We start from the raw sequence: 19,647 nt of genomic DNA, 5'->3' as shown, positions 1-19,647 counted from the left end.
TTCACCTAGAAGACGACCATCCACACGCCGCGCCAGAAGAGCGAATTGGGGCCGTCGAGGTGTTCGCGCTCGTCTGCCTTATCGGGCTGCAATAGCTTTTTCGCTGGCCGCGACCGTCCCTCGGACAGTAGGCAGTGTCGCTCCTTGTGTTCCTCCTCAGCGTCCGGCTTTCTGATGGTGAGCATCATGCGCAATCCCTCTTGCGGGCATGCTTCCGAGTCGGTTTCGACTTAAGCAGGCATGCAGTTGCTACAACCTCCCTTGTGCGTCTGATAAGAGGCACAAGGCGTTGGGAAAACCCGCCGGTCAAGGAAAGGGTTCCAAGTGGTTTGCCGCTCAGTCGCGGTCGATGAACTTGAAGAAGCGGCTGACCTTTCCATCCGCCGTCTGGTCCTGGTAGAGGAAGGCCAGCTTGTTCTCGTCGAAAATCCTGAAAAAATCTTCCCAGGAGATTTCCTCCAGCCTCTGCTCAGGCTTGCCAAAATCGATGCGCAGCAAACCGCCGTCGGATGCGCCCCTGACGCGTGACGGGTGGCCGTCGCGGCTCTCTGCCCATTGGCGGATCGTATCGTGATCGGTCGTGGTCTTCGAAGCGCTCACCGGAACCTCCTTCAGCTTTGGGCCTGTCTCGCAACGCTCGTCGACTCTAATCGAACGGTACGGTGATTGTTCCCGTCAGCTCAGTTGCGGCGGCCTTTGACGGCGGCACCCGCATCGTCCCTTTGACCTACTTCTACCTCCCGCTCCCAGCCGAACACGCTCCGCCCGCCAAAGCGGGGCGAATTTCTGAACTCGCCCGCAACGATCTCCTTGAGGTCCGGCCCGGTGACGTAACGCTCCATTCGGCGCGACTGCTCGTCGAGCCGCCTCAAGGCGGCCAGTTCTTCCTCTCGCCCGAGCCGCCCCTTCTCAACCGCCGATTTCATCACATTGATCGTCTCGTCATAGACCTTGAGCGGCACCGGAAAGGGATGGCGGTCCTTGCCGCCATGGGCCAGCGAAAAGCGGGCCGGATCGGAAAAGCGGCACGGCGTGCCGTGGACTACCTCGGCGACCATGGCGAGCGCCTTGACGGTGCGTGCGCCGACGCCCGGCACGAGAAGCAATTCCTCGAAATCTTTCGGCCCGCGATCGGCCGCGGCGGCGAAATTGGCGTGCAGGCGTCGCATGTTCACGTCGCTTTCGCGCACATCGTGATGGGCCGGCATGACGAGATGCGGCAGTATCAACTGGGCTGGAGCCGCCAAGGCGGGGCCGCGAGACTCGATCATCGCCACCTCGCGCACCAGCCCATCGGGCCCGAATGCGCTCAGGAGATCGACCTGGCTTGCCCGCGAGCGCGCCGCACGCCGGTCCGCCAGATTGATGATCTTGCCCTGCCCGCGCCCCTCGATCGCCGCATGCGGCGAATTTACGAAGCTTTCCAGGCCTTCGGAAAGCCAATGATAGCGTCTCGCCTGGCGCCGGTCGCCGTTCATGCCCTGCTGGATGACGACCCACTTCGCGTCATCCGTGACGACGAAGCCATGGAGATAGAGGTCGAACCCGTCCTGAACGGCGGCGCTGTCGACCTTGGCAACGAGGCGGCTCGCATCGGCAAGCGCGGCACCGTCGAACCCAATGCGATCGCCGATCATGACAAGTTCGCCCGGCGTTTTGCGGGAATGTTGGCCGCGGCCGCCACAGACGTGAATGCCAAGTTCGCCCGAAAGCGGCGTGAGGCCGCGCTTCAAGGCGCCAATGACGCTGGTGGTGATCCCCGACGAATGCCAGTCCATGCCCATGACCGCGCCGAAGGACTGGAACCAGAACGGGTGGGCAAGCCGCCTCAGGAATTCATCGCGCCCGTAATGGTGGACGATCGCCTCGGTAATCAGCGTGCCGAGCCGCGTCATGCGGTCGCCGAGCCATTTCGGAACACGGCCGCCATGCAGCGGTAGATCCGCATTGCCTGCTCGTTGCGCCATTTTATCCGGTCCTCGCTTGGATCTCCGATGCCACACTACATGCTTCGGATGTTCGCGGAAAGTTCTCAGTGGCTGCGCGAGGAATCCGGGCGCAACGTTGGCGAGCGCGAAATGGGAGACTACATAGGAGCTGCACAGATCGGGGAGCTCTATCGATTGCAGTGGGACGACAGCTTCTTTGCACGCGATGCCGTTACGGTCGCCGCCGATCTGATCGGCGCGGAATTCGCAGTCTCCGAGGTCGGCGGCATCATCGTCGAGACGGAAGCCTATCTGCCGGACGATGCGGCCTCGCACAGTTTTACCGGCGCCACGAACCGCAACCGATCGATGTTCGGCCCGCCTGCACATGCCTATGTCTATCTATCCTACGGCCTTCACTGGTGCCTGAATTTCGTCTGCCTGCCGGGCAGTGCCGTGCTCATCCGCGCCATCGAGCCGAGATGGGGGCTGGAGACGATGCGGGAGCGGCGCCGCGTTTCGCAGGACAGACTGCTCTGTTCCGGGCCGGGACGGGTCGGTCAGGCCTTGGCGATCGGCAAGGAAGAAGATGGCTTGCCGCTCGACCGAAAACCGTTTCGATTGAGCCCGACGGCAAAACGGCCGCCCGTTTCCGCTGGCCTTCGCGTCGGGATTTCCAAGGCCGTCGAGCACCCCTGGCGCTTTGGGCTAGAGAACTCGCCTTTCCTCAGCCGCAACTTCTAGCCCCCTCATCGAGGCTCGATTTGCTCGTAGGTGCATTGGCGTGGATCCTTGTCCGGCCGCCAGCGCATCAGCTTCGTGCCGTGACGAAAGCGCCGGCTGCTGACGTGATCGAATCTCACCTCTACGACCAATTCGGGGCGGACCGGTTCCCATTCGCCGCTGCGCTCCGTACTCCAGCGGCTCGGACCGCCGGGCGCCTTGCCGGTGAAGCCGGGTGGCTCCCGCAAGGCCTCCAGCCGACGCGTCAAGGCCGGCCGCTCCTTGTCGGAAATTGTCGCGGTGAAGCCGACGTGGTTCAGCGTCCCGTCCGTGTCATAAAGGCCGAGCAGGAGGGAACCGACCTCTTGGCTGTCGCTCTCGTAGCGGAAACCGCCGACGACACAATCCGCCGTCTTCAGGCGTTTGACCTTCAGCATCGCCCGCTCGCCGCACGCGTAAGACCCATCGCGCCGCTTTGCCACGACTCCGTCGGTGGCGCCCGCTTCCCATGAGGTGAGCCAGCCCTCGGCCTGATGGCGGTCTAGGGTGAAGGGCGAAAGCTCAAGCTGCGCCGCAACGGAATTCTCTGCGGCGAAGGCATCCAGTGCAGCTCTCCGGGCGACGAGAGGCTTATCGATCAGGATTGCTCCATCCGTATCGACAAGCATGTCGAACAGGATGAGGCGCGCAGGCGTTTGTTGCGAGAGCTTCTGGACGCGGCTTGCCGCCGGATGCAGGCGCATCTGCAGGGCGTCGAAGGAAAGACGCCCATCGACTTCGATCACAAGTTCACCATCGACGACGAACTGCGCCGCCTCCAACTGGCGCATGAGCGCGATGATCTCCGGGAAAAAGCGTCCGAGCGGCTTGCCGGATTTTGCCCGGAGATCAACCTCCTCGCCGGACTTGAAGGCAAGGCAGCGGAAGCCGTCCCATTTCGGTTCATACTGCCATGCCCCATCGCTCGGAAGCTCCTGAGCGGAGCGTGCCTCCATCGGCGCCGTGCTGACAGGCAGGGGGAAGCCGGCGGCAGATCCCCCTCCCCCGGCCGCCTTCGCCTTTGCGGTCGGGCGCAAGCTGCCGGCTTCCTTGGTCGATTTTCGATGCGCGGGTGACGGCATCCTCCCCTCCCTTACCGGCGCTGGCCTACCTCAGCTTCACGGCGGGCTCTCTCGCCCAGACACGCAGCTTGCCGAGTTCCTTGAGGAAGGAGGCGACGCTCCCGGCGTCGGTGAGCTCGATCGTGCCCTCGTCAAGAGACTCGGCAATGCCGGCTCTCTGCATGAGGGGGAGCGCCGTACCCACATAGCCGATATATTTGCAATGGGCGAAGGCGTCCGCCACGAAATCGCGGGCGGTGGCGACATCGATGAGATCGGCGGCCGCCTCTTGCGACGTAAGTAGGACCACCGCGTCGTAGAGCACGGATGGGCCGCCATCGAGCATCTGGTGGGCTGCGACCCGCTTTCCGTCCGAGGCGGTGAAGCCGCCGACCTTCGGGGCGATGAGTTCAAAGGCCGCCTTCTGCTCCGCGACCGCAGTGATCAAAGCATTGAGAAGCGCGGCATCCGCGCCGTCCGTCGCGAGAATTCCGAGTTTGCGGCCTTCGAAGCGCTTCGGACCACGCTCGATGATGCTGAGCGCCGGCGACGGGTTGAGATCCTGCCGCGTGGCGACGGCGGCTTCGGCCGGCTTCGGCATCGTCGGCAATCCGAGGGCATGCGCCACCTTCTTTCCAAGCGTCTCGTCGATGTTGAGGAGATGGGACACCATCCGCTCGCGGATCACCGGCGTCTGCACCTTGCTCAATTCGAAGGTCAGGGCATCGGCGATATGGCGCTGCTCGGGCGGGGTCTGGCTGATGAAAAATTGGCGGGCCTGGCTGTAGTGATCGGCGAAGCTCTCCGCCCGAATGCGAAGCTTCGCTCCCTGCTCTTCCGACGCGAAATGGCGGAAGCCTTTGATCGGCGACTCGCGCGGTCCCTCGCCCCAGGAATTCGGCTGGTAGTTCACCCGGCCGACCGGATTGCGCATGGCCATGTGGCCATCCTGCTGGAAGTGCTGGAAGGGACATTTGGGCGCGTTGATCGGCAGATGCGTGAAGTTCGGGCTGCCGAGCCGCTTCAACTGCGTGTCGAGATAGGAAAAATTGCGTCCCTGCAGCAGGGGATCATCGCTGAAGTCGATGCCCGGCGGCACGTTCTGCGTCATGAAGGCGACCTGCTCGGTCTCGGCAAAGAAATTCTCCGGCATGCGATCGAGTACCAGCCGTCCGACCGGCTTCGTCGGCAGCACCTCCTCCGGAATGATCTTGGTTGGATCGAGAATGTCGAAGTCGAACGTGTCGGCGAACTTCTGATCGAAGAGCTGCACGTGGAGATCCCACTCGGGGAAATTGCCGGACTTGATGGCCTGCCACAGATCGCGCCGATGGAAGTCGGGGTCCGCACCGTTGATCTTCACCGCTTCGTTCCAGGCGACGGACTGGAGCCCGAGCTTCGGCTTCCAGTGGAACTTGACGAAGGTCGACTCGTCCTTGGCATTGACGAAGCGGAATGTGTGGACGCCGAAACCCTCCATGAAGCGGAAGGAACGCGGGATGGCCCGGTCGGACATCACCCACATGATCATGTGCATGCTCTCCGGCGTCAGGCTGATGAAATCCCAGAAATTGTCGTGGGCCGATTGGGCTTGCGGGAACTCCCGATCGGGCTCCGGCTTCACCGAGTGAATGACATCCGGAAACTTGATCGCGTCCTGGATGAAGAAAACCGGGATGTTGTTGCCGACCAGATCCCAATTGCCTTCCTTGGTGTAGATTTTGACCGCGAAGCCGCGCACGTCGCGTGCAAGATCGACAGAGCCCTTGCTGCCGGCGACCGTCGAGAAGCGAACGAAGGCCGGCGTCTTCTCGCCGGGACGCTGAAACAGGTCCGCCCGCGTATAGGCGGCAAGTGATTCATAGGACTCGAAAAAACCATGCGCGCCATAGCCGCGTGCGTGCACGACGCGCTCCGGGATACGCTCATGATCGAAATGGAAGAGCTTCTCACGGAAGTGAAAATCCTCGATCAATGTCGGGCCGCGCTCGCCGGCACGCAGGCTGTTCTGGTCGTCGGCCACCGGTCCGCCCTGCGCTGTCGTCAGGAGGGGGGTGTCGCCTTCGGCAATCTGGTGAAGTTCCCCGCCGTTACCGCGGGTTGCTTTCTGGTCATGAATAGTGGCCGGCTTCGAATTGTTCGGCGCCGAGGATTTCTTGGCCATTGCAGCACTCCTTGAGCGAGGACAATGGGCACGAAACCTTGGCCGCCGAAGTTGGTTCCCCCGGCGCCGAATTTTAGGAAGCTCGAACGGTCGACGTCGTCCCGGTGCGTTCAGCCTTGATAGATGCCGATCAGATCCGCCTCTGCGATCCGGTGCTTGCCGGCCTCGGCCCAGGCCTGCGCTGCGCCGACATCGTCGGAAATCGAGATGTTGCGGGTGTTCAGCGCAGCGAGCTTGAAATGATAGTGATGCACGCCCGTTCCCGCCGGCGGTTGCGGTCCGTCATAACGCGCATTGCCGAAATCGTTCCTGATGAACTTGATGGCATGTTCCGGTCCTGTATCGACGGCTTGGGAAAGCTCGGTCCAGTTGCCGGGAATGTTGACGATGGCGCAGTGGCGAAACACTCCTCGCACGGCGTCCGGATCTTCGACGATCAATGCGAAGCTCTGCGTTCCGCCGGGCGTACCCGTCCATTTCAGGGGCGGAAAAATGTTCTCGCCTAAGCGCGTGTACTTTTTCGGAATTGGCTGGCCTTCGGCAAAGGCCGGGCTCATCAAGCTGAAAGACATCACCTGTCTCCTTCATGTCGGGTACATCGAACGAGCGCGCGACTGCTCGGATTGTACCCCCAAAGCGGATCGGTGTTGAGGTCGTGGGCGGCAGATATGCCAAGAGAATGGCACTGTCGCTGCGCCGCAACGGCCCTTCAAAAAATTTCGTTTCAGAGCCGGAACTTTGCGCACGGGTTCGTGTTGAAGGAGTTGCAAAGTGGGGCGGCGATTGGCCAGCAAGGCCAATGCAAATTTCCGGAAACGCGATCCATGAACGTTCTCTCCGTGACGGCCGAGATTTTCCCTTTTGTGAAGACCGGCGGGCTGGCGGACGTTGCCGGCTCGCTGCCCAAGGCGCTGAAATCGCACGGGATTCGCACGCGCACGCTCGTGCCTGGCTACCGTTCCGTGGTCGAGGCCCTCGACGGAGCAACACCGATGGCCCGCTACGATTGTCTTTTCGGAGAAGGCGCCACGCTCCTTGCTGGACGCGCCGACGGGCTGGAACTTTTCGTGCTCGATGCGCCGGGGTTCTTCTACAGGGCGGGCGGTCCTTACACCGACGAGCATGGGGTGGATTATCCGGACAACTGGAAGCGCTTCGCCGCCTTCTCCTTCGTCGCCTCGCAAATCGCAAGCGGCTTCGTGCAGCACTGGCGACCGGACATCATTCACGCCCACGACTGGCATGCGGCCCTAAGCCTCGTCTACGTCAAATACGCCGACGCGCAGATCCCGGGTGTCCTGACCGTGCATAACATTGCCTTTCAGGGACAGTTTCCCGCCCATCTGTTCTCCGAGCTCGGCCTGCCTAACGAGGCCTATTCCGTCGACTGTCTCGAATATTATGGTGACCTCGGATACCTCAAGGGCGGACTGCAAGCCGCGGATGCCATTACCGTGGTGAGCCCCACCTATGCGCGCGAAATCATGTCGCCGATCTTCGGAATGGGCCTTGAGGGCGTGATGAATGCGCGTCATGACGACGTGGTCGGCATCGTCAACGGCATCGATGTCGACGTTTGGGACCCTTCGGCAGATCCATACATTGCGTATCAATACTCGGCGAGAACGCCTCTCCGGCGGCCTCCAAATCGCGAGGCGCTGCTCGAGCTCTTCGGACTTCCGCCGACGAGCGGCCCGGTCTTCGCCAGCATCAACAGGCTGACATGGCAGAAGGGCATGGATCTTCTGGCAGCCGTCGTCGACGAAATCGTTGCCATGGACGGCCGGCTGATCGTGCACGGAAACGGCGACGCGGGCATCGAACACGCCTTCCTGGACGCCGCCCGGCGTTTTCCACAACACATAGCCGTATGGCTCGGCTACGAGGAGCCGGTCGCCCACAAGATCCATGCCGGGGCAGACGCCATGCTCGTTCCCTCCCGCTTCGAACCCTGCGGCCTGACGCAGCTCTACGCGCTCAGATATGGCTGCGTGCCGATCGTGGCGCGGACCGGCGGCCTCTCGGAGACGATCATCGACGCCAACGTCGCCGGCCTCCAGGCGCAGGCAGCCACGGGAATACAGTTCTCCCCGATCGATACGGACGGATTGCGGCTGGCGCTGCGCCGAGCCCTCAAACTCTACCGGCACCGGCGCATCTGGGAGGGGCTGCAACGGCAGGGGATGAAGACGGACAGCTCCTGGCACCTCAGTGCGGCCAGATATGCGGAGCTCTACGGCGACCTCACCGCAACCGACATGCGGTTGGCCGGTTAGCGCATCGCCCGGATTATCCCTCCCGTTCCCCTGATCCGGTCAATTTGACGTCTCATTCGCAACGCTGATGGGTTGATCAAGAACGAAGCATGGATTGCGGCGCCAGAATATGCCAATGGCTGCGAACTCCACGAGGACTCCCCTATGGCCGTCGAGACCGCACCCGCCGCCGTATCCACCGCATCAAACGCCGCTCGCGCCGGCGTGCTGGTCATGCTCTTGGGCATGCTGATGTTTTCGCTCAACGATGTGATGGGCAAGTGGCTGGTGGCGACCTACTCGGTCGGCCAGGTGGTGCTGATCCGCAGTCTTGCCGCGGCGATACTTCTTGCCCCCTTTCTTTGGGTCAGCGGCCCGAAGAAGCTCCTCGCCCTGGAGCGGCCCGGACTTCAGCTTGCCCGCGTCGTCGCTTCGACTGCGGAGGTTTTCGCCTTCTATTTCGCCGTCGTCTACCTGCCGCTTGCCGATGTCATGACCTATTGGCTGGCGGCTCCGATCTATGTGGCGGCCGCCTCGCCGCTCCTGTTGAAGGAGCATGTTGGCTGGCGGCGCTGGACGGCGATCGCCATCGGTTTCGTCGGCGTCATCATCGCGCTCGAACCTTCGTCGCAGGCTTTCACCCTGCCGGCGCTGATATCGATCCTCGGCAGCATGTGCTTCGCCGTCATGATGGTGTCCGGGCGCTCGCTGCGTGGCACGCCGGATGCGACGCTCGCCTTCTGGCAGCTCGTCGGAGCGGCGATAGCCGGCCTCCTCTGGGCGCCCTTTGACTGGACGCCGCTGAAGCCCGTCGACACGGCCCTCCTCTGCCTGCTCGGTGTCGTCGCCATGCTCGCCCATGTTCTCGTCAACCGGGCGCTGAAGCTTGCCGATGCTGTGACGGTCGCGCCGCTTCAATACACGCTGCTCTTCTGGGCGATCATCTTCGGCTGGCTGATCTTCGGCGACACGCCACGCCTGTCGATGGTGCTCGGCGCCGGGCTGATCGTCGCCTCCGGCCTCTTCATTTTCTTCCGCGAGCAGCAGCTTAAGCGGCAGGGGCGACTGAAGGCTTAGCAGGAGCCTCATGCCCCTTAATCCGCTGCCGCGACGTTCTCCCCGTTGTGGCGGGGAGAAGTATGCCGCGGCCGCAATCCCTGCTCCGCCAGATCAGTCGTCGGCAACCACCGTCTGCTTCTGCGTGCCGAGGCCCTCGATGCCAAGTTCGATGACGTCGCCGGGCTTCAGATATTGCGGCGGCTTGAAGCCCATGCCGACGCCGGGCGGCGTACCGGTCGAGATGATGTCGCCCGGATGGAGCGTCATGAACTGCGAAAGGTAGCTGACTAGATAGGCGACGCCATAGACCATCGTCTCCGTCGAGCCATTCTGCTTGGTGTCGCCATTGACCTTCAGCCACATGGCGAGGTTTTGCGGATCGGCTATCTCGTCGCGGGTGACGAGCCAGGGACCGGTCGGACCGAAGGAGTCGCAGGACTTGCCCTTGGTCCACTGGCCCGAGCGCTTCGTCTGGAAATCGCGCTCCGAGACGTCGTTGATGACGCAAAAGCCGGCGACATGGTCCATCGCTTCGGCTCGCGACACGTATTTGGCTTTCTTGCCGATCACCACGCCGAGTTCGACTTCCCAGTCGGTTGCGACCGAGCCGCGCGGGATGATGACATTGTCGTTCGGACCGATGATTGCCGAAGTCGCCTTCATGAAGACGACCGGCTCCGGCGGTACCTCGAGGCCGGATTCCGCCGCATGGTCCGCGTAATTGAGGCCGATGCAGATGAACTTGCCACTGCCGGCGACGCAGGCGCCGAGCCGGGGCGCGCCCTCGACCACCGGAAGGCTCTCGATGTCGAGACCGCGCGCCCAGCCGAAATCGGCGATCGCCTCACCGGCGACGTCGGCGATCACCGCCGAGAGATCGCGGATTCGGCCGGCACTATCCAGAACGCCCGGCTTTTCTGCCCCTTCAGGCCCGTAACGCAACAACTTCATTCTGCTCCTCCAAGCGGTCGAGACGAAAGACTGTGCCTGACAAATCAAAGGACGCCGTGGATGTAAAGTTGTTTTGCAAGGTGGAGGAAGAAAAGCGGCCGGAGGTCCCCCGCAAGTCAGGAGATCATTTACCGCCTGGTGCCGGCGCCGCCGGCCAGTGGGGCGATACTGCACCACATGCGCCGCAGCTACCGCGCCACGACGGCGCATCGCCTCATCGACGAGACATCAAACCCAGTAAGGCGGAATTCCATAGTAGTCGTAAACGCGACGGCCGCTCTCGGGACTCCAGTCAAACTCCCGGTCTGCCGGATATCTGGGAGCTCCTTCAACCTGTTCCTTCGTGATGTTCACCTGAAAGCCGCCAAGGCCGGTGTTGTAATCCAGCATCTCCCAGGGAAGCGGATAATGATCGTGTCCTATTCCCAAGAAACCGCCGAAACTCATCACCGCATAGGCAACACGGCCGCCTCGTTTTTCGAGAATGATTCTCTCGATTGATCCGATGTGATTGCCGTTCATGTCGTAGACGTTGGTCCCTACCACCAGGTCGCTGGCAATAAGGTCATGAGATTGATGCAGATCAGGATTGGCCATCATCGTTTCTCCTTTCGCTCGGCCAACGCTCCTCCATACAAGTTGTTCCCTGAAGGCAAGTCTGAAACGGAAAACCGGCGGCGACAGATATCGCCGACGATTCCTGATGCTGATGCTCCTCGACTTCGGGAATAAGATCGGACACTGCTAGGTAAAGCATCGCTTCCCCGCTCTGGTGGCGAGCGAGAAGCCAAGTCCCTCCTCAGACAGACCACGAAAAAGTAGCCACGTGGTCATGGCGGAACTAAAAAGAGATATACCAATCAGGCCAGTCCATGTTCGGAGATAGCCTGTCCAATTACGTTGACGGAACCGCCAGTGGATCCTGTCGTGAGCGCCACAAAACTCCTGCTGATGTTGCCGCTGATCGGGGCTTTCGCTTACGTTTCGCTCGTTGGCCTGACCTATGTGTGGCAACGCGCCCTCCTCTATCCCGGCGCCAGAACGGGAGTGGCTCCGGAACAAGCAAGTTGGGGGGAGAATGCTTTTGTCGAGACGCCCGACGGCGAGACACTCCACGCACTCTACAGCCAAGGCAAACCCGGCAAACCGTCGGTGCTGTTTTTTCTCGGCAACGCTGACCAGATCGACAACTATGGCTTTTTCGCTCAGGCGCTGGCCTCGCGGGGCATCGGCCTCCTCGCAATTTCTTACCGCGGTTATCCGGGATCAACCGGCGCGCCGAGTGAGTTCGGCCTACTGACCGACGGCATTGCCGCGTTCGATTGGCTGTCGGCACGCTCCGGAAGCGAGATCGTCGTGCTGGGTCAATCGCTGGGAAGCGGCGTGGCCGTGCATACGGCGCGGCAACGACCGGTCATCGCCGCCATTCTGGTTTCTGCCTACCTGTCGGTCCTGTCACTCGCCCAGACGCACTACCCGTTCTTTCCGGTTGCCATTCTTATAAAGGATCCCTTCCGTTCTGATTTAAGAATAGCAGGCGTGAGACAACCGAAGCTTTTTATCCACGGCCGACGCGATGCCATCATCCCGCTGTCTTCCGGCGAGGCGCTATATGACATTGCTCCCGAGCCAAAGCAGATGCTGATCTACGACGGATCGGGGCATAACGATCTCTGGGACGCCCGAATGATCGGCGACATCATCCGTTTTGTGGAGGCGCTGAATTGAGGCGCTGCCTTTCGCGGTCGCAGCAGTATTGTGCGGATTCGGCGCGAGTATGCCATAGCCGATCGGTCGGTGGATGGGCGTATGCTGCGACATCGGGATCATGAAATTCGCTCCCGGCACCCCGCCACCCCTTTTCCTCGTCATTGGCAACGCTTCCTGCCGGGTTGTTGCGATCGGCGACGGAGGCGAGCCGCAATCGTTGCTGCCTTCTTCTACTCAATTAGCGACACCGTCTTGCCGACGATGATCTCGTCCGTCGGCGAGGCGCAGGTTTCCATCTTGGAATTGCCAGTGAAGGTGATCTCGTTCGCGATGATCTGGGTGCAGCCGCCCGAGACCGTAGAGTTGCCCGTAAACTCGATGCGGCCGGTTGGGATGTACAAATTCCCTTCCAGCGTGGACTCCAGGTTGCCCGTGACCTGGTGAACCACACCTGCATCGCGGCGGCTTCCGAAGAAGAGCAGGCCGGCATAGGGCCCACTTGTCGGCGCAGTTAGATCGATGTCGCCATTGCCGAGCAGCTTTGCTGCCGCGCCATTCGTGAAGTAGAAGGTCACGCCCTCACCCGACAGTTTCGCATTCGCGGACACGGTGAAATCGCCCCCGTCGATGATGTAGAGGCCAGGCTTCAGCGTGATCGTTCCCTTGATGTCCAGCCCGCCGCAGAACCGGATCGCGGGAAGACCACTCACGAGGCGGTCGAGCACGTAGGTCAAGGAGGAGACATAGTCCAGCGTCCGACAGGGAAGCAACTGGACCTGCAGTCTGTCCGGCTCGGCGATTGTCGCGAAAGGGTCCGGGGTCGGTGGGACGCGTTCGACGGGCTCGCTGCAGCCGGTCATTGTCAGGCCTGTCGTCGTCACCGCTTCACCGACCGTGTAGACGCAATCCGTCGACATGACCGCGCTGCCGTTCTTCATCAGAAAGGCGTCGGCGGCGCTCGAATTGGAGACGACGCTGCAGCCCGACAATTGCACCTGCGTGGACCCGGTTACGGTCACCGCTCCCGACGCCGAGCCCGACAGGGCCAGCACGCAAGCCTTCGAGCCACCCTTGACCTCGGCAACCGCACGGGCCGAGATCGTTACCGGCTCGCCGACGAAGACAGAGGAAAACAGGCGCGGATGGGTCTCCGTCAGTTCGACCGTGATCTTGCTCGATCCTGCGCTCAGTCCCGGCTTGGTGCTGACGGCCAGGGTGCCGGGCGCATAGCCGGATGCGCTGGCGATCCTCAGCGCCGTGCTCTGGAGCGCCGGTTGCTGGTCGCCCGCCCGATGGCGGATCGCTGCGGCATGGGCCGAGACGTCCGCCGCATGCTGCAGTTGACGCTGCTCCATGTACCAGTACCCAGTTTCCGCCCCTAGCCCCATCGCGCCGACGAGCACGGGGAACACGATCGCCGCGATTACGGCGACCGCGCCGACATCATTCTTCACGAACGCGCGCGAGAGGCGCCATAGGCGCGGCGACGATCTTTCGACTTCGATGACGTTGTTTCCTTTGTGCATCCGAATGTCCTGGAGTGCTTATGTTCCGGCAGGAGGATATATCCCGACGCCAGGCCAGTTGCGATTCAGCCGGTTGGCCTAGTCCTGTCCATGCGTTTTGCCGCGTCCGCTTAGGCCATCAGGCCGAATGGCGATCGGGTGCTGCAGGCGGCATATTTCGCGGCACTTGAAACGGCCTTCCAGGCCCTGGTGAAAGGCGCCCGTGAGATGATCTCCACATTTGCCGCTTGGCTCGCATTCCTTCTCTTTGCCGCAATGATGACCTACGCCGGCATCAAGGACGTGGCGACGATGACGATATCGAACCGCCTCGTCGGCTTTCTGTTGGTCGCCTTCGCGGTGCTTGCGCCAATTGCCGGCGCCGATTTTTCGACGATCTGGTCGAGCATCCTCGTTGCCTCCGCCGTGCTCGCCTGCACCTTCACGTTTTTCGCGCTCGGCTGGATCGGCGGGGGCGATGCAAAGCTGCTTCCGGTCGCGGTGCTCTGGCTCGGTGCCGACCTCGCCCTTCACTTCGCCGTCTACGCATCGGTGCTTGGCGCGGTTCTGACGCTTTCGCTGCTGCAGTTCCGCAAGGTGCCGCTGCCGGTGGTCCTGCAGAAACAAGCCTGGTCGAGCCGCTTGCACGCGCCGCAATCGGGCATTCCGTATGGTGCGGCGATGGCACCCGCAGCGCTGCTGCTGCTGCCGGAAAGCCATTGGTTCTCCGCCCTTCTATGAAGACAATGAAGTCCCCTTACAAACAGGTGCTGCCATGATCCGCTTGGTCATTCTCCTCCTCGCACTCGCCTCCGGCGGTGCCGCCTCCTGGCTGGCGCTCGGCAATCCGCCGACCGTCGAGGCCGCCGAAGTTCAACAGGCCCCCGCCCAGGAGGTGCTCGTCGCCGCTGCCGAGCTGGCCCGCGGCACGACGCTCAATGAGTCCCACCTGCGCTGGCAGGCGTGGGAGGGCGAGATTCCGCCGGTGTTCATCAGCCGCAGTGCGCGGCCGGACGCGGTGGTAACGCTCAAGGGGCTGCTCGCCCAGAGCAGTTTTGTGGCCGGAGAGCCGATCCGTGAGGACAAGCTTGCACAGCGCGGCGCCGGTTTCCTGTCCAGCATGCTGCCTTCGGGAAAACGGGCGATCGCCGTTCGCGTCACGGCGGAGAGCACGGCCGGCGGCTTCATCCTGCCGAACGACCATGTCGACGTGATCCACACCGTCGCTCGGCCGGATTCCTCGGGAAAGGACGGTAAGGTCGTCAGCCGCGCGATCCTCTCAAACATACGGGTGCTCGCGGTCGATCAGACCATTTCCGAGGGCGCCGATGGTACCTCTGTCGTCGGCAAGACCGCGACGCTTGAAGCAGACCCCGGGCAAATTGGCATCATCGCCGCGGCTGAAGCCTCCGGCACCGTTTCGCTTGCGTTGCGGGCAGTTGCCGACAATCTGGAAGCGCCGGTTGTCGAGACGGAAGGAAACCGACCAGGGGTCGTGCGCATTGTTAGTGGTGGACGACTTTCGATGATCGAAGTCCCGTCCCGCTCCGGTGGCAGCTGATTGATTTTCACGGATTGTGGGAAAGATGAAACAGCTCGGCAACAATATCCACGAGACCCCGCGGGCACCGGTTGCGCCGCTCTTGTCCATTCCGAAGGTCGACGTCGCCGTCTTCTGCCGCTCCGACGCGTTGCGGGAAACCCTTCGCGCGGCGGCCAACGACCGCCGGATGGCGCGCGCCACCGTGACGATCAAGGAAGGCGGGATAAAGGAGGCGACGGCGCTTTACGGCGGCGTCACTTCGCCGAACCTCGTCGTCGTCGAGGACACCGATGCGGAGGATCGTCTCATGACGGCGCTCGAAGCCCTCGCCATGGAGTGCGTCACCGGCACCAAGGTCATCGTCGTCGGCCGCTCTAATGATGTCGGCCTCTACAAGAGGCTCCTGGATGCAGGCGTCAGCGATTACTTGGTGATGCCGCTCGAAGCGATGGACTTCGTCGCGGCGGTGCATCGCTGCTTTCGCGACTCCGTCGAAGCGAAGCTTGGGCGCATCGTCGCCTTTATCGGCGCCAAGGGCGGAACCGGTTCCTCGACGCTCGCCCACAACGTCGCCTATGCGATGTCGAAGCGCGTCGATGCCGACGTGCTGGTGGCCGACCTCGACCTTCAATTCGGCACGCTCGGCCTCGATTTCGATGTCGAGGCGGTTCAAGGCATGACGGAGGTTCTGAGCAGTCCCGACCGTCTGGACGATGTGCTGCTGCGACGTTTGGCGGTGCCCTACACGGAGCACCTGCACCTGCTTCCTGCTACAACGGACCTCAACAGGTTTTTTTATCTCAAGGAGGAGCATGTCGACCATCTTCTCGATGTAGCCCGGTCCAGCTCCTGGCACATCATGATCGATCTGCCGCACATCTGGATGCAGTGGACGCGGAAGATTCTGCTTGAGGCCGACGAAATCGTTATCACCGCAACGCCCGACCTGGCTTCGATGCGAAATGTGAAGAATCTGGTCGACCTGCTGAAGAAGGCGCGCCCCAACGACCCGCCTCCGAGACTCGTGCTGAACAGGATGGCCACGCCGAAACTTGCCGAGATCAAGCCGAAGGACTTCGTTGCCGCAGTCGGGCTCGAGGAAAGCGTATGCGTTCCTTTCGATCCGCAGCTGTTCGGCAAGGCCGCCAATAGCGGCCGACTCGTCATCGAGTCGGCGCCCGAGTCCAAGGCGGGGCAGGCGATCGTCTCGCTAGCGTGGCGGGTCGGCGGCACGAGGGAGAGGCGGACGCGGAAGAAAGGACTTCCGGGACTGGTGCAGAGATACATGCAGCATCGAAAGCAAAAGGCAGCGGCCGGGCTTCGCAAGAAGGCGCAGGAGCTGAAGAAGTCCGAGAGCGGGGTCTCGGCTGTAGAATTTGCGCTGTTTGCGCCGGTATTGGCGCTTGGTCTCGTCGCCATGGCGGATGTTGCGCTGGCGCTGCATGAGCGGATGACGATCGACCACGTGCTTCGCGCCGGCGCACAAGCGGCCATGGCCGATCCCGGCGCGACTCAGGTCGACAAGGTGCTACAGTCGACGCTGGCGCAAAGCGCCGTGCCCGCCAATGTCACCCTGGCGCCGGTGAAGCGTTACTGCGCCTGCCCGGAAAACGCCGATGTCAAACCAGAGGCCGCGTCGCAATGCGGGACGACACCCTGCGCGAACGCGGCGCAGCAGCTCGTATTCTATCGTCTCGAAGCGGCGAAGAACTACCAGCCCATGTCCCTGCCAGAGGCGCTTCCGCCCTTCCAGCTCAACTCCTCGATGCAGGTACAGGTTCGATGACCTTGTCATTCCGCATCCTTCGTCGTGCCTGGCGCAGCCAATCCGGCGCAATGGCGGTCGAATTCGCGCTCGTCTGTTTGCCCCTGCTTCTGCTGATCCTTGGCGTCATCGAGTTCGGCCGCGCTTTTTACGTGCGCAACGAACTGTCCTATGCAGCCGACTTTGCCGCCCGGCAGGTGCTCATAGGTCAGATCGCGCGCGACGCGCCCGACAGCGAGGCGCATACGAAGCTGGCGAGCGCCGTACGGGACAATTTCGGCAGCGGCGATCCCGATCTGCTGCAAATTGCCGTCACCAAGCAGACGGTCGATGGGATCGACTTTCGCGTGCTCTCGATCAGCTACCCGTTCAGGTTTTTCCTCCCCGGGCTGGCGGAGGCTCCTTTCAGCCTCGGCCTTTCGCGGCGTATCCCGATAGGCTGAGCGATCGGTCGAGTCCGGTCATGGTTCGCCCCCTTCGTTGAGCGGCGGAGGGGGGCTGTTCGGCGGCGGAGGGGACGACGTTTCATCACCGGATTGAACCGGATCACAGCGCTCCGTGCAGCTGTAGGTCGACCGGCCGCTGCCGCCGTCAACGGTGATCAGGCGACCGCCCGCTGCAACAACGTCGAGGATGATGTTGGCGACCTCGGCACCATCGGCATCCATGACGATGAGGTTCGTCGATCCTGGCGTCTTGCCGGTCAGAATGACAGTCTTGTCGTCGCTGAGCGTCGCCTGGGCGATGGCGGGATTGCCGATGATGACCGTGCTGGCCGGCCGGGTGAGGATCAGCGGCCTTGCAAAATCGACAATGACCTTGACGACGCCCTCGGTCTGTCGGGCCGGCTCCAGCGCCGTGCTCGGCGGGCGATCTTCCGCCGCCTGCGCCGCGCTAAAGGCCGTGCAGGCCATCAAGGCGAGAACAAGCCATCCTGCCCCTATAAGCCTTGGAACCCCGCGCATTTTTCGCTCCCGATCTCTGTGAACGGATACGCGCGATCCGTTCGAATAAGGCTGGCAAAAGCAAGAGGATAGTGCGGTCGGACGATTGGACTAGGCCAACAGGCCGATCCTACCGCGGAAGTGGTATCGGCCATCAGGCTGAATGGATCAGAAGGGTTAATAAAGTCTATATCAAGGCCACACAGCAAGCGGGAAACGAAAGAAAATCCCGGCCCGACCTGTGATGCCGAACTTGGCGTCGGCGCAACCCCAACCACTCGAAGGAACGTCTCATGAAAAATCTTCTCGTCCGCTTCGCCCGCAACGAATCCGGTGCCACGGCCATCGAATACGGCCTGATCGCTGGCCTTATCTCTGTCGTCATTATCACGGTCGTCGGCACTATCGGCCAAGATCTCCTTGCCAAGTTCAACGCAATCGAGGCGGGGCTCTAAAGGCGACCCAAGTCACAGCGTCGGTCGCCAAGCGAAGCGGAAGGCATGATCGCCTTCCGCTATCGCATCTAACGAGCAGACACACCTCAACGACAAGTGAAGCGACAACGATGTTCGGCAGAAAATCCATCCAGGATCAAAAAGTTACGGAAACGGAAAGTCAGCAGGTGGTGCGCGAAATGCACTCCGCCATGCCGCGCGAAGTGCCGAAGCCTGCCGAAGTCCCGGCCGCCGCCAAAGCAGAAAAGGCCAACCAATATTACAGCCTGAAGAAGGAAATCTTCAGCGCGCTCATCGCCACGATCGACGTGGCGGCGCTGTCGAGCATGGACGGCGATCAGGCCCGCACGGAAATCGGCGCTATCGTCAACGACATCGTCGCGGCAAAGAAGACCGGCATTTCCATGGCCGAGCAGAACGAGCTGCTGCGCGACATCTGCAACGACATTCTGGGCTATGGCCCGCTTGAACCGCTGCTCGCACGCGATGACATCGCCGACATCATGGTGAATGGCGCCGATCAGGTGTTCATCGAGGTCGGCGGACGGGTGCAGCAGACGGGTGTCCGTTTCCGCGACAACGAGCAGCTCCTCAACATCTGCCAGCGCATAGTCAGCCAGGTCGGTCGGCGCGTCGATGAATCAAGCCCGATCTGCGACGCACGTCTCGCCGATGGTTCGCGCGTCAACGTCATCGCGCCGCCGCTCGCGATCGACGGACCGAGCCTGACGATCCGCAAGTTCAAGAAGGAGAAGCTGAACCTCGACCAGCTGGTGCGGTTCGGGTCGATCTCGCCCGAGGGCGCCGAGATCCTCAAGATCGTCGGCCGCGTCCGCTGCAACGTGCTGATTTCGGGCGGGACGGGCTCCGGCAAGACGACGCTCTTGAATTGCCTTACCGGATATATCGACGACGGCGAACGCATCATCACCTGCGAGGATGCGGCCGAGCTGCAGTTGCAGCAACCGCATGTGGTGCGGCTCGAAACCCGCCCGCCGAATATCGAAGGACAGGGTGAGATCACTATGCGCAGTCTCGTCAAGAACTGCCTGCGCATGCGGCCGGAGCGGATCATCGTCGGCGAAGTGCGCGGGCCGGAGGCCTTCGACCTCTTGCAGGCAATGAACACCGGCCATGACGGCTCGATGGGAACGCTTCACGCCAACTCTCCGCGCGAGGCGATCTCGCGCGTCGAGGCGATGATCACCATGGGTGGGCATTCGCTGCCGGGCAAGGCAATCCGGGAAATGCTGGTTTCATCGGTGGACGTGATCGTCCAGGCGGCGCGCCTGCGCGACGGCTCCCGCCGCATCACGCACATCACCGAAGTGCTCGGCATGGAGGGCGACGTGGTCACGACGCAGGATCTCTTCGTCTACGACATCCTCGGTGAGGATGGGAAGGGCAACATCATCGGTCGGCACCGCTCCACCGGCATTGGCCGGCCGGCCTTCTGGGATCGCGCCCGCTACTATGGCGAAGAAGCGCGCCTGGCCGCAGCGCTCGACGCCGCCGAGACCAAGGCGGCCGCCTGACGGGCGTTTC

Annotated in this window: 20 protein-coding genes; 10 read left to right on the top strand and 10 right to left on the bottom strand. The window is 62.2% G+C overall.

Features of this window, described 5'->3' with window-relative positions; all coding sequences use genetic code 11:
• Window positions 1-5: 5 nt before the first annotated feature.
• From CO676_RS17370 to CO676_RS17360, 3 genes are all read right to left on the bottom strand, one after another.
• Window positions 6-185, bottom strand: a complete 180-nt coding sequence (locus tag CO676_RS17370) for a hypothetical protein (RefSeq protein ID WP_097522065.1) — start codon at window positions 183-185, stop codon at window positions 6-8.
• Window positions 186-336: 151 nt separating this feature from the next.
• A complete protein-coding gene (locus tag CO676_RS17365) occupies window positions 337-600 on the bottom strand; it encodes a hypothetical protein (protein WP_097521993.1) in 264 nt (87 codons plus the stop codon).
• Window positions 601-680: 80 nt separating this feature from the next.
• Window positions 681-1,967, bottom strand: coding sequence for a DUF763 domain-containing protein (locus tag CO676_RS17360; protein ID WP_097521992.1), 1,287 nt, complete (start codon window positions 1,965-1,967; stop codon window positions 681-683).
• Between the two features lie 111 nt (window positions 1,968-2,078).
• Here CO676_RS17360 and CO676_RS17355 point away from each other — a divergent pair, with 111 nt between their 5' ends.
• The gene (locus CO676_RS17355; protein ID WP_097522064.1) at window positions 2,079-2,672 is read left to right on the top strand and encodes a DNA-3-methyladenine glycosylase; all 594 of its coding nucleotides are present in this window, start codon (window positions 2,079-2,081) and stop codon (window positions 2,670-2,672) included.
• A 5-nt stretch (window positions 2,673-2,677) separates the two neighbouring features.
• Here CO676_RS17355 and CO676_RS17350 read toward each other — a convergent pair whose 3' ends face one another.
• The 3 genes from CO676_RS17350 to CO676_RS17340 all read right to left on the bottom strand — a co-directional run bounded on the left by CO676_RS17350 (window position 2,678) and on the right by CO676_RS17340 (window position 6,487).
• On the bottom strand, window positions 2,678-3,772 hold the full coding sequence (locus CO676_RS17350; RefSeq protein WP_097521991.1) for an ATP-dependent DNA ligase: 1,095 nt from the start codon (window positions 3,770-3,772) through the stop codon (window positions 2,678-2,680).
• A 25-nt stretch (window positions 3,773-3,797) separates the two neighbouring features.
• Window positions 3,798-5,915: a catalase gene (locus tag CO676_RS17345; protein ID WP_097521990.1), complete on the bottom strand. Its 2,118-nt coding sequence runs from the start codon at window positions 5,913-5,915 to the stop codon at window positions 3,798-3,800.
• A gap of 110 nt (window positions 5,916-6,025) precedes the next feature.
• Window positions 6,026-6,487, bottom strand: a complete 462-nt coding sequence (locus CO676_RS17340) for a YbhB/YbcL family Raf kinase inhibitor-like protein (RefSeq protein WP_097521989.1) — start codon at window positions 6,485-6,487, stop codon at window positions 6,026-6,028.
• A 252-nt stretch (window positions 6,488-6,739) separates the two neighbouring features.
• On the opposite strand from CO676_RS17340, the gene glgA reads away from it, so the two are divergent.
• Both glgA and CO676_RS17330 read left to right on the top strand, forming a co-directional pair.
• Window positions 6,740-8,191 (top strand): glycogen synthase GlgA, encoded by a 1,452-nt coding sequence (glgA, locus tag CO676_RS17335; RefSeq protein ID WP_097521988.1) that lies wholly within the window; start codon window positions 6,740-6,742, stop codon window positions 8,189-8,191.
• 144 nt (window positions 8,192-8,335) lie between these two features.
• Window positions 8,336-9,247, top strand: a complete 912-nt coding sequence (locus tag CO676_RS17330) for a DMT family transporter (RefSeq protein WP_097521987.1) — start codon at window positions 8,336-8,338, stop codon at window positions 9,245-9,247.
• Between the two features lie 93 nt (window positions 9,248-9,340).
• Here CO676_RS17330 and CO676_RS17325 read toward each other — a convergent pair whose 3' ends face one another.
• Window positions 9,341-10,180 carry a fumarylacetoacetate hydrolase family protein gene (locus CO676_RS17325; RefSeq protein ID WP_097521986.1) on the bottom strand — a complete coding sequence of 280 codons (840 nt, stop codon included), beginning with the start codon at window positions 10,178-10,180 and terminating at the stop codon, window positions 9,341-9,343.
• Window positions 10,181-10,408: 228 nt separating this feature from the next.
• Window positions 10,409-10,777, bottom strand: coding sequence for a PRC-barrel domain-containing protein (locus tag CO676_RS17320; protein WP_097522063.1), 369 nt, complete (start codon window positions 10,775-10,777; stop codon window positions 10,409-10,411).
• A gap of 330 nt (window positions 10,778-11,107) precedes the next feature.
• Here CO676_RS17320 and CO676_RS17310 point away from each other — a divergent pair, with 330 nt between their 5' ends.
• Complete coding sequence (locus tag CO676_RS17310; protein ID WP_179875516.1) at window positions 11,108-11,908, top strand: alpha/beta hydrolase; 801 nt, start codon at window positions 11,108-11,110, stop codon at window positions 11,906-11,908.
• A 212-nt stretch (window positions 11,909-12,120) separates the two neighbouring features.
• Here the strand turns inward: CO676_RS17310 and CO676_RS17305 are convergent, their stop codons facing one another.
• Window positions 12,121-13,416, bottom strand: coding sequence for a pilus assembly protein TadG-related protein (locus CO676_RS17305; protein WP_097521985.1), 1,296 nt, complete (start codon window positions 13,414-13,416; stop codon window positions 12,121-12,123).
• 207 nt (window positions 13,417-13,623) lie between these two features.
• Here CO676_RS17305 and CO676_RS17300 point away from each other — a divergent pair, with 207 nt between their 5' ends.
• From CO676_RS17300 to CO676_RS17285, 4 genes are read left to right on the top strand one after another with little or no spacing between them, the layout of a single operon-like run.
• Window positions 13,624-14,136: a prepilin peptidase gene (locus CO676_RS17300; RefSeq protein ID WP_097522061.1), complete on the top strand. Its 513-nt coding sequence runs from the start codon at window positions 13,624-13,626 to the stop codon at window positions 14,134-14,136.
• Window positions 14,137-14,170: 34 nt separating this feature from the next.
• Window positions 14,171-14,956 carry a Flp pilus assembly protein CpaB gene (gene cpaB / locus CO676_RS17295; protein ID WP_097521984.1) on the top strand — a complete coding sequence of 262 codons (786 nt, stop codon included), beginning with the start codon at window positions 14,171-14,173 and terminating at the stop codon, window positions 14,954-14,956.
• Window positions 14,957-14,981: 25 nt separating this feature from the next.
• Entirely contained in the window at window positions 14,982-16,724 is a 1,743-nt protein-coding gene (locus CO676_RS17290) for an AAA family ATPase (RefSeq protein WP_097521983.1), read from the top strand.
• Window positions 16,721-17,146 (top strand): TadE/TadG family type IV pilus assembly protein, encoded by a 426-nt coding sequence (locus CO676_RS17285; RefSeq protein WP_097521982.1) that lies wholly within the window; start codon window positions 16,721-16,723, stop codon window positions 17,144-17,146. Before CO676_RS17290 ends, CO676_RS17285 begins: the two co-directional genes overlap by 4 nt.
• A gap of 18 nt (window positions 17,147-17,164) precedes the next feature.
• Here CO676_RS17285 and CO676_RS17280 read toward each other — a convergent pair whose 3' ends face one another.
• Window positions 17,165-17,668 carry a pilus assembly protein N-terminal domain-containing protein gene (locus tag CO676_RS17280; RefSeq protein ID WP_097521981.1) on the bottom strand — a complete coding sequence of 168 codons (504 nt, stop codon included), beginning with the start codon at window positions 17,666-17,668 and terminating at the stop codon, window positions 17,165-17,167.
• Window positions 17,669-17,940: 272 nt separating this feature from the next.
• Between CO676_RS17280 and CO676_RS17275 the strand changes: the two genes are divergently transcribed.
• Entirely contained in the window at window positions 17,941-18,102 is a 162-nt protein-coding gene (locus CO676_RS17275; RefSeq protein WP_097521980.1) for a Flp family type IVb pilin, read from the top strand.
• Window positions 18,103-18,212: 110 nt separating this feature from the next.
• Complete coding sequence (locus CO676_RS17270) at window positions 18,213-19,637, top strand: CpaF family protein (protein ID WP_097521979.1); 1,425 nt, start codon at window positions 18,213-18,215, stop codon at window positions 19,635-19,637.
• The last annotated feature ends 10 nt before the right edge of the window (window positions 19,638-19,647 follow it).

It is taken from the genome of Sinorhizobium sp. BJ1 (genome assembly GCF_002531555.1).
Taxonomy (GTDB): domain Bacteria; phylum Pseudomonadota; class Alphaproteobacteria; order Rhizobiales; family Rhizobiaceae; genus Sinorhizobium; species Sinorhizobium fredii_B.
The sequence above is the reverse complement of the archived record's forward strand: the minus strand, read 5'-3'. Positions and strand labels throughout refer to the sequence as shown.

Bases quoted from the DNA above. Each gene is read 5' to 3' on its own strand.
- CO676_RS17370 (WP_097522065.1), bottom strand. From the start codon at position 185: ATGCTCACCATCAGAAAGCCGGACGCTGAGGAGGAACACAAGGAGCGA.
- CO676_RS17360 (WP_097521992.1), bottom strand. From the start codon at position 1,967: ATGGCGCAACGAGCAGGCAATGCGGATCTACCGCTGCATGGCGGCCGT.
- CO676_RS17355 (WP_097522064.1), top strand. From the start codon at position 2,079: ATGGGAGACTACATAGGAGCTGCACAGATCGGGGAGCTCTATCGATTG.
- CO676_RS17350 (WP_097521991.1), bottom strand. From the start codon at position 3,772: ATGCCGTCACCCGCGCATCGAAAATCGACCAAGGAAGCCGGCAGCTTG.
- CO676_RS17345 (WP_097521990.1), bottom strand. From the start codon at position 5,915: ATGGCCAAGAAATCCTCGGCGCCGAACAATTCGAAGCCGGCCACTATT.
- CO676_RS17340 (WP_097521989.1), bottom strand. From the start codon at position 6,487: ATGTCTTTCAGCTTGATGAGCCCGGCCTTTGCCGAAGGCCAGCCAATT.
- glgA (WP_097521988.1), top strand. From the start codon at position 6,740: ATGAACGTTCTCTCCGTGACGGCCGAGATTTTCCCTTTTGTGAAGACC.
- CO676_RS17330 (WP_097521987.1), top strand. From the start codon at position 8,336: ATGGCCGTCGAGACCGCACCCGCCGCCGTATCCACCGCATCAAACGCC.
- CO676_RS17325 (WP_097521986.1), bottom strand. From the start codon at position 10,180: ATGAAGTTGTTGCGTTACGGGCCTGAAGGGGCAGAAAAGCCGGGCGTT.
- CO676_RS17320 (WP_097522063.1), bottom strand. From the start codon at position 10,777: ATGGCCAATCCTGATCTGCATCAATCTCATGACCTTATTGCCAGCGAC.
- CO676_RS17305 (WP_097521985.1), bottom strand. From the start codon at position 13,416: ATGCACAAAGGAAACAACGTCATCGAAGTCGAAAGATCGTCGCCGCGC.
- CO676_RS17300 (WP_097522061.1), top strand. From the start codon at position 13,624: ATGATCTCCACATTTGCCGCTTGGCTCGCATTCCTTCTCTTTGCCGCA.
- cpaB (WP_097521984.1), top strand. From the start codon at position 14,171: ATGATCCGCTTGGTCATTCTCCTCCTCGCACTCGCCTCCGGCGGTGCC.
- CO676_RS17290 (WP_097521983.1), top strand. From the start codon at position 14,982: ATGAAACAGCTCGGCAACAATATCCACGAGACCCCGCGGGCACCGGTT.
- CO676_RS17285 (WP_097521982.1), top strand. From the start codon at position 16,721: ATGACCTTGTCATTCCGCATCCTTCGTCGTGCCTGGCGCAGCCAATCC.
- CO676_RS17280 (WP_097521981.1), bottom strand. From the start codon at position 17,668: ATGCGCGGGGTTCCAAGGCTTATAGGGGCAGGATGGCTTGTTCTCGCC.
- CO676_RS17275 (WP_097521980.1), top strand. From the start codon at position 17,941: ATGAAAAATCTTCTCGTCCGCTTCGCCCGCAACGAATCCGGTGCCACG.
- CO676_RS17270 (WP_097521979.1), top strand. From the start codon at position 18,213: ATGTTCGGCAGAAAATCCATCCAGGATCAAAAAGTTACGGAAACGGAA.